Raw genomic sequence first — 12,973 nt, forward strand, 5'->3', positions numbered from 1 at the left:
GGAAATGTTTTAAATTGTTTGCAGTTTAGTTGATTTGATGCAGAATGTGCATGCGTTTTTTCTCTTTTTGAATCATGCATTCCTCTCATCGCCGAAGCTTCATGAAATGTGCGGGACTGCTGCCGGCGGCAGCAGTCGCACCAGGTGCGGTGCTTGCCGTGAGTGCGGGTGAGGAGAAGGCCGCTATGTCAACGCAGTTGACCAGAAGGGATTTCCAATCGCTTCTGGATCAGCAGTTCAGCGTTGTGGCGGAGGGCGCAGCGCGCCGGCTGCGTCTGTTGGCGCTGAGCGATGTTCCGCACTGCCGGGATCCGAATCTCTCGTTCACCGCGACGTTTGAGGTGGAGGGTGATCGGGGCGTTGCGCAAGCCGTGTGGCAACTTACCCATCCTGAGCTGGGAGCACATGCCGTCTTCCTGAGCCCCAATGATGGTGAGGGCCGTCTGGTGGAGGCCGTCTTCAATCGCGGCTAGAGCGATGAAGGCGATGAGAGCGGCGTGATGCTCTGATCGCTTGTTATTGCGGTGGACGCCGCATTTCCAGATACACGCCGCTACGCTCCAAGGGTATGAAGCCGAAGCGCTCATACAGCAGCCGGGCCGGATTGTCGGGCTCTACGTGCAGGCCGACGGTGCGTCCGCTCGCATCCGCCAGAGTAGTGAGCCACGCCAGCAGCGTCTTGCCATGCCCCCGCCCGCGCGCCTGGGCGATGAGTGAGAATTCCATCAAGCGCAGCATGTCGGGCGCATCGCTGACATAGATGCGCCCCAGGCGTTCGCCGGAATCCTCGATCACGAAGAAGCGCGCGTGCGGGTAGTGGGCGCGATAGTGCCGGTCCTGCAACGTGAACTGCGAATCGCAGAAGGCGGCAATGGCTTCCTCCGGCCATTGGGTCTGGGCCAGTTCCGCCTGCCGCACGCTGCGGTAGAGCGTGCGAAGAAAGGCATCGTCCTCGGGCATGGCAGCGCGCAGCAGCAGATTCCCAACGCAAAGTCGCGGTGCGATGTCAGAGCGCATGGCTGATGCAGGCCTCGTATTCAATGCCTTGCGCCGTGCGTGCAATGGGGCCGATGAACAAGGCGAAGTCCCCCTGCGCGGCATGGCGCGCGCGGTAGGTCTGCTGGGCTAGCAGCAGGGCGGCCGGGCCCAGCAGGCGTACGCTGAACTGGCACATTCCACGGGTCTCTGTGGCCGGAGTGGGGGTGAGTAGCTGAAGCTCCACACTCTGCGTGTGGCCCTGCGCATCCGCATAGAAGAAGACAAGGGTGCTATCGGCCATTTCGGCGGCCAGCTGATGCGTGAGTGTTCGCGACCAAAGCGCATCATCGATCAGGTGGGTGGCTTCGGCGGTGGACATGAATCGTGTTTCCTGCGGTAGGGGGCAACGGTAGCGCGAAGGGCAAATTCTAGCCGCGTGGATGCCCTTGGAAAGATTGCAGCATGAGGCGAGCCAGTGTTTGAACCAGGCCTTCCATGCGTGCCTCCGAGGTGTTGCCATAGCCCAGCACCAGCCCGTTGTCCTGGGGCTGCGGTTTCAGGGCAAAGCGCGAGAGGGCTGCCGGAGCCATGTCGAAAGAGCGTGCGGCATCGGCAATGTGCCGATCAGGGAATTCCGCCGGCAACTGCACCGTCAGATGCATTCCGCTGTTGCCGCCGCTGATGGTGTGCGGCACCTTATCTTCCAGATGCCGGGTCAGCGCCAGGCGCAGGGCGTTCTGGCGCGAGCGGTACAGCCGCCTCATGCGGCCCAGGTGCCTGCCGAACTGGCCGCTTTCCATGAATTCGGCGAGTGCCAGCTGTTCGAAGCGGTGGCCGCCGCGCAGCGTCTCGCGCAGCAGGATCTGCGAGCGCTCAAGCAGTGCCTGGGGCAGCACCAGAAAGCCCAGGCGCAGAGCCGGAAACAGCGTCTTGCTGAATGTCCCGGCATACAGCACGGGAGCATGTTCTATCAGTCCTTGCATGGCACCGATCGGCTCGCCCGCGTGACGGAACTCGCTGTCGTAGTCGTCTTCGATGATCCATGCACCATGCTGTTGTGCGCGGGTGATCAGGTCCAGCCGCCGCGCGGCGCTGAGCACCGAGCCCAATGGGTATTGGTGCGATGGCGTGGTGTAGATGAGGCGTGGCGCCAGGCGATGCCAGGAGGTATCGGGCGCGACAATGCCATCGTGATCCACGCGCATGGCTTGCACGTTCAGGTCGCCGCAGGCCATGGCGGTCTGTGCGCCGCGATAGCCGGGCTCCTCCACCCAGGCGATGTCGCCCGGATTGGTGACCAGGCGCACGCACAGCGTAAGGGCTTCCTGAGCGCCTTCAGTGATGACGACCTGATCGGCATGGCAACGCACACCTCGCGCAATGGCAAGGTGGCGTGCAATGGCGGCGCGCAGCACGGGCTCGCCCAAGGGGTTGCCGTAGCCGAGTGCGCCGGTGCCTGCGCGCGCGATGGCCTTGTCCATGCAGCGTTTCCAGACATTCAATGGAAAGCGCGAAAGCGCAGGCACACCCGGGCGGAAGGCGAGTGATTCGGAGGCGGAGAGACCGTTGTCACGTACTACGTGACTGCGCTCGGCGATGACAGGCAGTGCTGGTGAGCCGGATGCCTGGCCGGTGAGTGGCGCGGCCAGTGTGGCAACGGTGTTGCCCTGGCGGCTCCGATGGATGAAGCCTTCCGCGCCGAGCAGGTCATAGGCCGCCGTGACGCTGTTGCGCGAGATGCCCAGAGCGACTGCCAGGTTGCGGGAACCCGGTATGCGCGTGCCCGCGGGCAAACGGCCATTCAGCACGGCGCTGCGTATGTGCCGGTGCAGTTGGCGCTGCAATGGGTCGGCTTGCGGCTCGCGCACGAGCGGTGTTTCGGCGAGCAGGGCAACGAGCGGTTCGGACAGGAGATCTTCGGGCGGCATCGGAGTGGTGGCTGTCGTCAATACGCTTCGAGAGCGTGGCACCATGAAATGTGCCTGTTGTGGCGCTATTGTGCAATCCACGAAATGGCTAGATTCAGACCCATCGATCTCTTTCAAGCAAGGCAAGCATCATGTCTACCCGCACCAACGAACACGGACAACCCATCGGCCACGCCATGCCCCATTGGACGGCGCGCCCGCAGCCCGCCGGCGTGACGCTCACGGGCGGCTTCTGCCGGCTCGAACCCATCGATCCGGCGCGACATAGTGCCGATCTGTTCCAGGCCTACAGTACGGCGCCGCGCGGATGGACCTACATGGTTGCCGGCCCCTTCGAGAGCGAGGCCGACTACCGCGCCTATGCCGAAACCATCGCCAAGAGCACCGATCCGCGCCACTACGCCGTGATCGATCTGAAGACCGGCAGGGCAGTAGGTACGCTGTCGTTGATGCGCATCGACCCGAACAATGGTGTGATCGAGGTGGGCAATGTGATGTTCTCGCCGCTCTTGCAGCAGACGCCGGTTTCCACCGAGGCGCAGTACCTGCTCATGGCCTATGCGTTCGACGAGCTGGGCTATCGCCGGTACGAGTGGAAATGCGATGCGCTGAATGCGCCGTCGCGCAAGACGGCCGACCGCCTGGGCTTCACGTTCGAGGGCGTGTTCCGCCAGGCGGTGATCTACAAGGGCCGCAGCCGTGACACGGCATGGTTTTCGATCATCGATTCGGAGTGGCCGCAGGTGAAGGCAGCCTTCAACGCATGGCTGGCGGCGGACAACTTCGATGCGGAAGGCCGTCAGAAGCAGTCGCTCAAGGCCCTGCGCGGCTGACGCGCCCGCCAGCCCGAGAGACAGCGATATCGCATGCGGAATCAGGACGAGCGTGATGGCCCCGGCCGATGGGCCTTGCCGGTGCTGACCGGTGCCTATGTGCTGAGCCAGTTCTATCGCAGCTACGTGGCCGTGATCGCCACGCAGCTGATCGACGAGTTCGGCTTCACGCCCCAGATGTTCGGCTGGTTCGCGGGTGCGTTCTATTTCACGTTCGCCCTCGTGCAATTGCCGCTGGGCGTGGCGTTCGACCGCTTTGGTGTGCGCAGGCCGGTGCTGCTGTGCATTGCAACGGGCAGTGTGGGGGCGCTGGTTCTGCCGCTCACCCACAGCGTTCCCCTGGCCATGCTGGCGCATGTTGCGCTGGGCATCGGCTGTGCGCCCCTGTACATGGGGCTGTTGAACCATGTACTCAAGTCAGGCAATGGACCGGAGCAGGTGCGCATCGTCACGCGGGCGAGTGCATTGGGCTATCTGGGCGCGATCGCTGCAGGCCTGCCCCTGGCGTGGGGTGTTGCAAGCGTGGGTTGGCGCGCGTCGCTGCTGCTCGTGGGTGTGTTGATGGCGATGGCCGCTGTGGGCATCGCGCTCACGCTGCGGGATGCGGTGGAGCCGGCAGGTGCGGGCGATGCTGGTCCAAGTCCCCTATCGTCCATGCCGCCCGGGCCGACGGACCGATTCCAGAGCAAGCTGGCATTTGCGGCGCTGCTGCCCGTGTGTTTTGCCCTGATCGCGGGCGGAACCTTTCGCATGTCGTGGGGTGGCCCGTACCTTGCGGACCTGTTCGGATTCGATGTGGTTCTGCGCGGCTATGTGATGACCGGAGCGAGTGTGCTGGCGATGTGCTGGGCGTTCGGGATTGCGGGCGTGGTGCGAAGGATTGGCGCCAAGGCGCTGGTCCTCGCGGCCTTTGGCGTGGGTTTTGTTGCGGCGATGATTCTGGTGGTCTCGCCGGCCGGACACGCCTGGCTGGGGGCGCTCCTGGTGTGCGTTCTGTTCTGCGTCGGCTCGATCCACCCCGTGGTGATGTCGCAGGCGCGTTCCGTCGTGCCGCCCGCGCAACTGGGGCTGTGGCTTGGGGTACTCAACAGCATGGTGTTTCTTGGCGTGGCAGCCAGCAATGCAGCATTCGGCTGGATAGCCGGCCATGCCGAGCACTCCGGCCTGGGTGCGTCGGACATGTACAGCCGGCTGTTCGCTTTCACCGCCGGGGTGATGGTGCTGGGGTGGCTGGGGGCTGTGTTCGGTCCCGGGCGGGTCGGGCACGGCGCCCGGCATTCCGAAGCGCAGGTGTGTTCCGTCAGTGGCTCCGTTCGTCGCTGAGATGATCTGACTTGTCGCCGGCAGATGGCCGCTTTCTGGCTCCTCCGCTGAACCCCCATGCACTCAGCGTGACGGAGAGCAGGGCCAGGGCGGCGGCTGAGAGCGCGGGCACGGGGCGCGCGTTGCCCGCGGACGGGGTGGTGTCGTCATCCACGATGGTGCCGACGCCGGTGGTGGATGCGCCGCCCACGATGCCGGTGAAGCCGTCCAGTTGCACGCTGAAGGTCTTGTCGGGCTCGTGCAGGGCATCGTCGCGCAAGGTGATGGTGATCTGCTGCGGATCCTTGTTGCCTTGCGGCCAGGTGAGCGTTCCGCTCGCAGCCGTGTAGTCGGAACCCGCCGCGGCGCTGTCGTCCAGGGTGTGCCAGTTGACGCTGACCGGGGCATCCGGTGCGTCGCTCAGCGACACGGTGAAGGTGACACTGCCCGCAGCCTCGGAGGCTGAAGCATTGCCGATGCTGACCCGTGGGGCATCGATCTCCCAGACGCCTCCCGGCGGGTAGGTGGCGGTCGAGGATGATGGCAGCGGATTGTGGCCCAGGCAGGTGTCGGGCATGACGGTGGAGGAGATGATGATGGTGCAGCCTCCGTTGAGCACGGTCCTGCCCATGGTGGCGGATGCATCGATGGTGCTCTGCGTGACAACGGCGTGGATGTACTCGACCCGCTCGCCGGTCACATGCCCGCTTGCCGCGCCATCGGTCCAGCGCGAGATCTCGATCAGCGAATCAGTGATCTCCCCGGCATCGTTGGTGGCCAACTGGAATTTGAGCACGCGCACGCCGGGAGAGGAGGGCGTGAGTTCAATCGTTCCATTGCTGAATTTCCAATCGCTGACAAGTCCGTAGCTGTTCGTGCCGATCGACAGGTTGGCCGGCAGCGGCGCTGCGGTGACGAAGTAGCCGCGCACGCGTTCGCCCTCGGGCAGGGTCTGGCAATGGCCGTCCAGCGGGCCGCACGGCGGGGTGAAGTTCTTGACCTGCGTGTAGGCAGGTGAGGTGAAGCGGTAGGCGATGCCAGCCTGCACGGGCAGGCAGGTGGCAATCGACAGGGCTGCGAAAGCGGTGTGAATCCAATGAGGCATGAGACGTTTCCAGGAAGGGTAGCTCCGCCTGCAGAGCAAGCGGTGCGGGCATTCTTGAAAAACGCCGCGGGGCCCGCCATCCCCCAAGGGGTACGGCGGAGTGCTGTTGCACGCCGGTGGCGGTACCCCTCGGGGGATGGTGCGCGGCGGGACCCGAATCCAATAATTCATCAGCGGCCCGTTGGGACGCTCGCGATCGACCTTTGTTGTCGACCTCACCACAAATGGCCCGGGCTATTCCGGGCACTCTATTCAGAAATCATCAGCTCATTCCCACCATGAAAAGCACGCTGCTCTCCCGCATGGCCTGTCTGGCCTCCGTGGTCTCCTTGCTGTTTACGCTGACTGCCTGCGGAGGAGGAAACTCCGCTACGTCGCAGCAGCCGGACCCCCATGCACCCAAGCCTGTCATCACGCCCGTCGGCGAGGTGCAGGGTGCCGCGGTGAGCGCCAGCCTCAATCAGGCTGGCGGAAGCTTGAGCAGCGCGGATGGAAGGCTGACCATCACGGTGCCGGAAGGTGCATTGAGCGCTCTCACGACGCTGAGCATCCAGCCTATCGGCAACCAGGCGCCGGGCCGTGTCGGGACGGGTTACCGCCTGCTGCCGGAAGGCGTTGTGTTTGCGAAACCCGTCCAGCTCCGCTTTGCCTACACCGATGCCGAAACGGCGGGCAGCCACGCCCAGGCGTTGGGTGTGGCGTTCCAGCAAACCGATGGAACCTGGATGTGGCAAGGAGGCACGCCGGATGCCACGGCCCGGACCTTGACCGCGACGACGACGCATTTCAGCGACTGGTCACTCGTCAAGGGGCTTCAGCTGCGGCCGCCGAGCGCCACGGTCAAGGTGGGCGGCTCCGTCCCCTTGCGCGTGGCCTATTGTTATGCCCCCGCGCTCGGCAATGACGATCTGCTGGCTCCGCTGGCCTTCAACTGCGAAGACGAGAACGCGCCAGCGCCTTCCCTGAAGACACCTGTCGCGTGGTCTGTCAACGGCGCGCGCGGCGGCAATGCCGCGGTGGGAACCGTCGCCGGCGATGAAGCGAAGGCTCGGTACACAGCCCCCAGACAGAAGCCCGAATCGAACCCGGTAGCCGTCTCCGCAGAAATCAAGGGCGCGAGGGGCATGATGCTGCTGGTCTCGAACATCACCATCACGGATGATTTCACGGGCTATAAGGGAAGCATTTCAGGCACGGCCACGACGCAGGACACCGAGATCAGCTACCAGGCTGCAAATCTGGAATTTGTTCCTTTCGAGGATCTGGCTGGCGATTTGAAGAAGTACGTGGCAAGGGGCAACCTGACCATCAAGACCCGCTACGGATCGGGCCGTGTAGAAACCGAAGTGATCGGTCTCGGTGGAGAGCAGGGGGTTCTTGTCGTGTACGACCCGGTGCGTGGCGGCACGGCCTTTGCCGGGCGCTACTGGTTCAGCCTGTACGGGCTTTTGAACTCTTGCCCGGAGGAGGTGATTGCGGGAGGCGCAACACTTCCTTCCTACGGCAGCGACTCCTCTCGCCTGGAGGGCTCGCGAGGCATCACCTGCACGGCGGGCGGTGATGCGGTCAGCTTCAGCACGCAATGGTCGCTGAAGACTGCCGATTGAACGCTTCGAATGAATTGGCTCATTCAGGGGTAGTACGGCATGGAAAACGTCATATGCCCCTTGTATTCCCGCCCGAATATGCCAGAGCGGGCCTGAGGGCGTGATTTTCGATCCCGTGCGGCGCACGATGAAGCTTGCATCCTGGACTCCTTGAGGCTATCCACCGCCAGCGCATGAATCGCCGAAAAGTCGAATTGTTCCAGCAGGTTCCGCACCATGACGATAAACAGTGCATGAGCGGAGTCATCGGCATGGCGTGCGATCCAGGCTTCGATGTCGGTAAGCCGGCCGTCCAGCGCCAGATGGGCAAGCTCGTCGAGGGCAGGAGCCGGTGGAATGGCACCGGGAGGCAGTGCGAGTTCGCGCGCCTGCATGGGCGGCATGGGCTCCCTTGGCGTGACGACCGGCCAGTCCGTTACCGATGCGTCGAGAACGGGTACGGAAAGCTCGAAGGAAAACTCCGTACCGTGGCCGGCCATGCTGGCCACGCTCAGCGAACCGCCCATGGCCGAAAGAATGCGCTGTGCGATGAATAGGCCCAGGCCGTTGCTGCCGCTTGCAGCCTGTATCTGCTGAAAGGCACCGAAGATATCGACACCACGATTCAAGTCGATGCCTATGCCGGTATCACTGACCACGATGTTCAGGACACAGGCATTTCCCTCGGGTCTCGCGGTGATCGAGAGCGTCACGGCGCCGTCGTGTGTGAACTTGGCGGCATTGGAGAGAAGATTCAGCAGGACTTGCTGCAGGCGTTTTCCGTCCAGGTCAATGTAGCGGGGCAGTCGTTCCGGGGTGCGGCGGTGGAAGCGATTTGCCCGCAGCGAGCAGAGCGCAACGGCATATTCGGAGACATCGTCCAGAAGCCCATGCAGGTCAGTGGTTTCGGGATGGACGGCCAGTGGCTGCAGCTCGGATTGGGTGTATTCCAGCAACTCGTCGATCAGGTCGAGCTGGTACTTGACGCTGCGCTCGATGGTCTGCAGCAGGTTGTGCTGCTCCTGCGGTGCATCGGCGAGCAGGAGCTTGGAGTAGCCGCTGATCGTTGCCAGCGGCGCACGCAGGTCATGGCTGATGTAGCCCAGCACTTCAACCTTCTGGCGCTCCTTTGTCTGCGCATCGGTGAGTGCCGCGCTCAGGTTGGCATTCAATGCGGATGTGCGCATGGCCGCGTGACGTTCATCCTGCCGGCGCATCAGCATCTGTCCGATGGCGTTGCCGGACAGCAGGATCAGGATCACACCGAAGACGGCCACCCCCAATGTTGTGAGGGCGTGGCGACTGCGCATGGGCACCAGGGGGTCGAGCGCAGCCAATGTGAGCAACTGATACTGCGTGCCGTTCAGCGGCTGACGCTTGAGCAGATAGGGTGTGCCGTCGATGAGCCATTGATCGGTCTGGCCTTGGCCGGCCATTGCACGTATGTCCATGGGCTCGCCGGCGTCTTCACCATCATCCGAAGGACGCACATAGCCTTCGGGAAGAAGTGCCGCTACGTTGCGCAGCATGAATGGGTCCGAGGAGGTGGTCGTTACCCGCCCCTGGCGGTTGACGATCAGCGCAATGTGCCTGCCGGTCAGGAACTGAGCGATTTCCGGCGCATCGAACTTCACGGTGACCGAGCCCTGTGGAACATCATCGGCGTCGTCGATGCGGCTGGCAACAAAATACGATGGGCTCTTGTTCAGGCGCGCAATGCCGAACGAATGGCCGTTGCCATGTTTCAATGCGTTGGTCAGGTAGTGCCTGCGGGTATAGATCATCCCCACGATGCTGTCGGGCTCCGCCCAATTGCTGGCCGTTACCGTGTCGTCCGACAGATTGTTCATGTAGATGCGGGCGTAGCGCAGATCGCTGGAGAGGCCGTTCATGAAGTCCCCCACCTTGCGAACCAGGGGATCTCGCGTGAATTGCTCGGCACGCTCCTCGCGCGTGAGCGCGTCCGCGCCGGGCCGATCCACGCGGTAGCGGGTCGCCAACTGGATCACCTGGGCCTGGCGCGCCACCATGTTCGCCACGCTGCTCATTTGTATGAACAGACGGTCCATCACCCGGGCGGTGGTCTGGGTTTCATATTGGGCGCTGGCTGCAAGGCGATCCATCCAGGTGGCCGCTATGCGTTGCGATATCCACCAACCTGCGACGGCGGCCAGGACCAGCCAAGCCGCGACGACGCCCCATGTCACCCTGCGAATGACGGGCAGCATCTGTTGCCCGTTTCGGACCTGCCGGGGTGGCTTGGCATTCGCCTCGCCATCGATGGACGACAGGGGCTCTGCACCGCTTTCTTGAGTAACCATGGTTTTGTATTGTCGTAGTCACGGGTCTGGGCTGTGCCTTGCGACCGGCCCCGAGACGAGGGTGCTGCATACCGCCGACGGTGATCCAAGCACCGTCTTGGCGGCCTTCATCGGATGGATGAAGGCCGCATGTTATGGGGTCAGTTACGTGCTGCCATCGAAATCACAAAATTCTGATGGGGCAAGGAAGGTGGCACATAACATGGAGATGAATGGGAAAAAGAACCTTTGAGTTCATCTGGCGTCTCAAGGCAAAAGGGCTGTTGCGTTGGCGTGTGTCTGACTCACTTGCCACGCAGGGACACCATTCAATGGGACTCAACTGGTCTGGGAGCTTACTGGCATTCGATAGGCGCTCAGGCATTTTTGAACGCCTATGTAGTTGGCCGAGACCATTGTTTGGCAAAAAATGACAATCTATCAATTTAGCAAAGTTGCAATGAATTTATCAAAAACGTTTGATTGAAGTAATTTATTAGTATGTGCATTCCATTTGTTTGGATATTAATTTTCATTCTTGGAGATGCACCAATGACCAAAGCTCACACTATCGAAGGCAAGGTGGTTCTTATCGCCGGTGGCGCAAAGAATCTGGGTGGACTGATCGCCCGTGATCTGGCAGAGCATGGCGCCAAGGCCGTCGTCATCCACTACAACACCCAAGCCAGCAAGGCCGACGCGGAGGCCACTGCCGCAGCGGTGGAAAAGGCCGGCGCGAAAGCGCACGTGATCCAGGCGGACCTCACCACCGCGGGTGCGGTGGCAAAACTCTTCGAGGACGCAGTAGCCGCCGCCGGTCGCCCCGACATCGCCATCAACACGGTGGGCAAGGTGCTCAAGAAGCCCATGGTCGACATCAGCGAGGCGGAATACGACGAAATGACTGCCGTGAACTCCAAGGCGGCCTTCTTCTTCCTCAAGGAAGCAGGCAAGCATGTCAACGACAACGGCAAGGTGTGCACGCTGGTGACCTCGCTGCTTGGTGCCTTCACTCCCTTCTATTCGTCGTACGCGGGAACGAAGGCGCCGGTGGAGCATTTCACGCGCGCCGCCGCGAAGGAGTTCGGTGCGCGCGGGATTTCCGTTACAGCGGTGGGACCAGGCCCGATGGATACTTCATTCTTCTATCCGGCCGAAGGGGCCGATGCCGTGGCATATCACAAGACGGCCGCCGCGCTTTCACCCTTCAGCAAGACCGGCCTGACGGATATCGAAGACGTTGTGCCGTTCCTCCGCCATCTGGTCAGCGATGGCTGGTGGATTACCGGCCAGACCATCCTCATCAACGGCGGATACACGACCAAGTGAGCGCAGAGGGAGGGCAAGCGGTCGAGCCGCCCATACTCCACTGACGCAATAGGCATGGCAGGAACGGGTCGCCGGCATTTGCTCCATGTCGCGCGGCCCGGAAATGGCACGTTGACTGGCTTCCGTGGCCTCTTGGGTGAACAACGGCGCTGACCGCAACCTTGCTTCCGGTTTTCATCGACACACAGGAGATGCCATGTCCAACCGCTTCACGTCCTTGCTCGACGCGCAACGGGCGCACTTTTTCAGCGACATCACCAAGGGACAGGCGTGGCGCATGGACCAGCTGGATCGAATGGAGCGAATGCTGGTCGAGAACCAGCAGGCGTTCTGCGATGCCCTTTACCAGGACTTCCGCAAACCGCCTTTCGAGCAACTGTTCGAGATCACCGTGCCGCTGGGTGTCATCCGCTACTACCGCGAGCATCTGGTCGAGTTGATGAAGCCGCAGCCCGCTCCGGTTCCCAAAGGACTCGAGGAGCAAGGCTATCGGGGCGTCATCCTCAAGGAGCCCTATGGCCCGACTCTGGTCATCGGGCCCTTCAACGCGCCGGTGCTCCTGCTCCTGGACCCCGCCATTGCCGCGCTGGCGGCGGGCAACCCGGTGATACTCAAGCCCGCCAATACGACGCCGACAGTGGCGGCACTGTTCCAGAGATTGATTCCTGAATACTTCGATCCCCAAGCCGTGACGGTCGTTACCGGCGGCCGCGCGGAGATATCGGAGTTGCTGGAACTGCCCTTCGATTTCATCTTCTTCACGGGCAGCGCGGCTGTGGGCAAGGTGGTGATGCGCGCAGCGGCGGAGCACCTCACCCCCGTCATCCTTGAGCTGGGCGGCCAGAACCCCACGGTGGTGGATGCCACGGCCAACCTTGACGTGGCGGTCGATCGGATCGCCTGGGGACATAACGCGATCTCGGGACAGTGGTGCATCGCCCCGGGTTATGTCTACGTGCACCGTTCGATTGCTGACGAGTTCATCGCGCGCCTGAAGCGTTCGATCACTGCCATGTACGGAGAGGACCCCAGCCGGAGTCCGGACTTTGCCCGCATGATCAGTGAGCACGACGCGGAACGCGTGGCGTCCTACATCCTGCCTGAGAAGGTGGTTCACGGAGGTCGCTTCGACGTGCCTGGGTGCTATGTGGAGCCAACGGTTCTCTACCCGAGCAGCTGGGACGATCCGGCGATGCAGCAGGAGGTCTTCGGCCCGGTTTTGCCGGTATTGCCCTATGACGACCTGGGTGAGGCCATCAACGCCATCAAGCACCAGCCCAAGCCGTTGGCCGCCTATATCTTCAGCAAGAACCAGGCAGACATCGACCGCTTCCTTGGAAGCGTGTCCTTTGGCGGCGGTTGCGTGAACCAGACCAATCTCCATTGCTGGATCGACAGCCTGCCGTTTGGTGGCGTGGGCATGAGCGGCATGGGAAAGTACTACGGAAAGGCGGGGTTCGACGCGCTCTCCAATACCAAGTCGCTGCTGATCGGCAACCCAGATACGCCGCTGGATGTTTTTCCGCCCTATTCAGGCAAGGACATTGCACGCAACCTGAGTGTCTTTGCTGGTTGATGTTGGCGGACTTTGCTTTGCATTGGAGTGTCGCTT

10 protein-coding genes and 2 pseudogenes are annotated in these 12,973 nt (G+C 62.5%); 6 read left to right on the plus strand and 6 right to left on the minus strand.

The window, feature by feature from the left end; all coding sequences use genetic code 11:
• Positions 1–185 precede the first annotated feature (185 nt).
• On the plus strand, positions 186–473 hold the full coding sequence (locus H9K76_RS09675; protein WP_187599898.1) for a DUF6916 family protein: 288 nt from the start codon (positions 186–188) through the stop codon (positions 471–473).
• 43 nt (positions 474–516) lie between these two features.
• Here H9K76_RS09675 and H9K76_RS09680 read toward each other — a convergent pair whose 3' ends face one another.
• Genes H9K76_RS09680 through pdxR form a run of 3 tightly spaced genes read right to left on the minus strand, consistent with a single transcriptional unit; the run spans position 517 to position 2,906 of the window.
• On the minus strand, positions 517–1,017 hold the full coding sequence (locus H9K76_RS09680; protein ID WP_187599900.1) for a GNAT family N-acetyltransferase: 501 nt from the start codon (positions 1,015–1,017) through the stop codon (positions 517–519).
• Positions 1,007–1,357 (minus strand): DUF6916 family protein, encoded by a 351-nt coding sequence (locus tag H9K76_RS09685; protein ID WP_187599901.1) that lies wholly within the window; start codon positions 1,355–1,357, stop codon positions 1,007–1,009. Before H9K76_RS09685 ends, H9K76_RS09680 begins: the two co-directional genes overlap by 11 nt.
• Before the next feature lie 49 nt (positions 1,358–1,406).
• Positions 1,407–2,906 carry a MocR-like pyridoxine biosynthesis transcription factor PdxR gene (gene pdxR, locus H9K76_RS09690; protein WP_187600563.1) on the minus strand — a complete coding sequence of 500 codons (1,500 nt, stop codon included), beginning with the start codon at positions 2,904–2,906 and terminating at the stop codon, positions 1,407–1,409.
• 131 nt (positions 2,907–3,037) lie between these two features.
• Between pdxR and H9K76_RS09695 the strand changes: the two are divergent.
• A pseudogene (locus tag H9K76_RS09695) lies at positions 3,038–3,733 on the plus strand (GNAT family N-acetyltransferase); the annotation flags it as partial.
• Between the two features lie 39 nt (positions 3,734–3,772).
• Positions 3,773–5,062, plus strand: a complete 1,290-nt coding sequence (locus H9K76_RS09700) for an MFS transporter (RefSeq protein ID WP_187599904.1) — start codon at positions 3,773–3,775, stop codon at positions 5,060–5,062.
• Here the strand turns inward: H9K76_RS09700 and H9K76_RS09705 are convergent.
• A complete protein-coding gene (locus tag H9K76_RS09705; protein WP_187599906.1) occupies positions 5,040–6,146 on the minus strand; it encodes a Calx-beta domain-containing protein in 1,107 nt (368 codons plus the stop codon). The two genes, H9K76_RS09700 and H9K76_RS09705, sit on opposite strands and share 23 nt — an antisense overlap.
• Before the next feature lie 206 nt (positions 6,147–6,352).
• Here H9K76_RS09705 and H9K76_RS09710 point away from each other — a divergent pair, with 206 nt between their 5' ends.
• Positions 6,353–7,753 (plus strand): hypothetical protein, encoded by a 1,401-nt coding sequence (locus H9K76_RS09710; RefSeq protein WP_187599907.1) that lies wholly within the window; start codon positions 6,353–6,355, stop codon positions 7,751–7,753.
• Between the two features lie 23 nt (positions 7,754–7,776).
• On the opposite strand, the gene H9K76_RS23415 is transcribed toward H9K76_RS09710, so the two are convergent.
• Entirely contained in the window at positions 7,777–8,919 is a 1,143-nt protein-coding gene (locus H9K76_RS23415) for a sensor histidine kinase (protein ID WP_246475510.1), read from the minus strand.
• A pseudogene (locus H9K76_RS23420) lies at positions 8,920–9,960 on the minus strand (GGDEF domain-containing protein); the annotation flags it as partial. It abuts the gene before it with no gap.
• Positions 9,961–10,584: 624 nt separating this feature from the next.
• Between H9K76_RS23420 and H9K76_RS09720 the strand changes: the two are divergent.
• Both H9K76_RS09720 and H9K76_RS09725 read left to right on the plus strand, forming a co-directional pair.
• Positions 10,585–11,361 carry an SDR family oxidoreductase gene (locus tag H9K76_RS09720; RefSeq protein WP_187599910.1) on the plus strand — a complete coding sequence of 259 codons (777 nt, stop codon included), beginning with the start codon at positions 10,585–10,587 and terminating at the stop codon, positions 11,359–11,361.
• Positions 11,362–11,557: 196 nt separating this feature from the next.
• The gene (locus H9K76_RS09725) at positions 11,558–12,937 is read left to right on the plus strand and encodes an aldehyde dehydrogenase family protein (protein WP_187599911.1); all 1,380 of its coding nucleotides are present in this window, start codon (positions 11,558–11,560) and stop codon (positions 12,935–12,937) included.
• Positions 12,938–12,973: the final 36 nt, after the last annotated feature.

It is taken from the genome of Diaphorobacter ruginosibacter (genome assembly GCF_014395975.1).
GTDB lineage: Bacteria > Pseudomonadota > Gammaproteobacteria > Burkholderiales > Burkholderiaceae_C > Diaphorobacter_A > Diaphorobacter_A ruginosibacter.

What these genes read in the sequence shown, in the direction of transcription:
- H9K76_RS09725 (WP_187599911.1), top strand. Translation starts at nt 11,558, where the DNA reads ATGTCCAACCGCTTCACGTCCTTGCTCGACGCGCAACGGGCGCACTTT.
- H9K76_RS09700 (WP_187599904.1), top strand. Translation starts at nt 3,773, where the DNA reads ATGCGGAATCAGGACGAGCGTGATGGCCCCGGCCGATGGGCCTTGCCG.
- H9K76_RS09680 (WP_187599900.1), bottom strand. Translation starts at nt 1,017, where the DNA reads ATGCGCTCTGACATCGCACCGCGACTTTGCGTTGGGAATCTGCTGCTG.
- H9K76_RS09685 (WP_187599901.1), bottom strand. Translation starts at nt 1,357, where the DNA reads ATGTCCACCGCCGAAGCCACCCACCTGATCGATGATGCGCTTTGGTCG.
- H9K76_RS23415 (WP_246475510.1), bottom strand. Translation starts at nt 8,919, where the DNA reads ATGCGCACATCCGCATTGAATGCCAACCTGAGCGCGGCACTCACCGAT.
- H9K76_RS09705 (WP_187599906.1), bottom strand. Translation starts at nt 6,146, where the DNA reads ATGCCTCATTGGATTCACACCGCTTTCGCAGCCCTGTCGATTGCCACC.
- pdxR (WP_187600563.1), bottom strand. Translation starts at nt 2,906, where the DNA reads ATGCCGCCCGAAGATCTCCTGTCCGAACCGCTCGTTGCCCTGCTCGCC.
- H9K76_RS09720 (WP_187599910.1), top strand. Translation starts at nt 10,585, where the DNA reads ATGACCAAAGCTCACACTATCGAAGGCAAGGTGGTTCTTATCGCCGGT.
- H9K76_RS09675 (WP_187599898.1), top strand. Translation starts at nt 186, where the DNA reads ATGTCAACGCAGTTGACCAGAAGGGATTTCCAATCGCTTCTGGATCAG.